General features: G+C 73.7%; 1 pseudogene. It reads right to left on the bottom strand.

What is annotated here, in order from left to right:
* Positions 1-293 (bottom strand): annotated as a pseudogene (locus EN862_RS35670) (DUF459 domain-containing protein); the annotation flags it as partial.

Below are 293 nucleotides of genomic sequence, written 5' to 3'. Positions count from 1 at the left end.
GCCGCCGCGGCTGCCGGACTTGCCTTCGGCGGCCAGGAAAAGTCGTCGGCGCGTCTGGGCGAAGCTTCCGGCGCCTTGCCCTCGATCACCAACCTTTCCCCGGGAAGAGCTGGATCGGCCTTCGGCAGTGGGGCGGCGCCGAGCAATTCGGTGCCGCCGTCGAGCGCGGGATCGCTGAGCAGCATGGGTTGGGTGCGATCGATGACGATGGGGGCGGCGGCCGAACCGGGCGCCTCGACCGGTGCGCCCGCCGGCGCCGCCGTCGGTGCCACGCTTCCCGGCGCGGCCAGTCC

Origin of the sequence: Mesorhizobium sp. M2E.F.Ca.ET.219.01.1.1 (assembly GCF_004016445.2) — a bacterium.
Classification (GTDB): Bacteria; Pseudomonadota; Alphaproteobacteria; order Rhizobiales; family Rhizobiaceae; genus Mesorhizobium.
The sequence above is the reverse complement of the archived record's forward strand: the minus strand, read 5'-3'. Positions and strand labels throughout refer to the sequence as shown.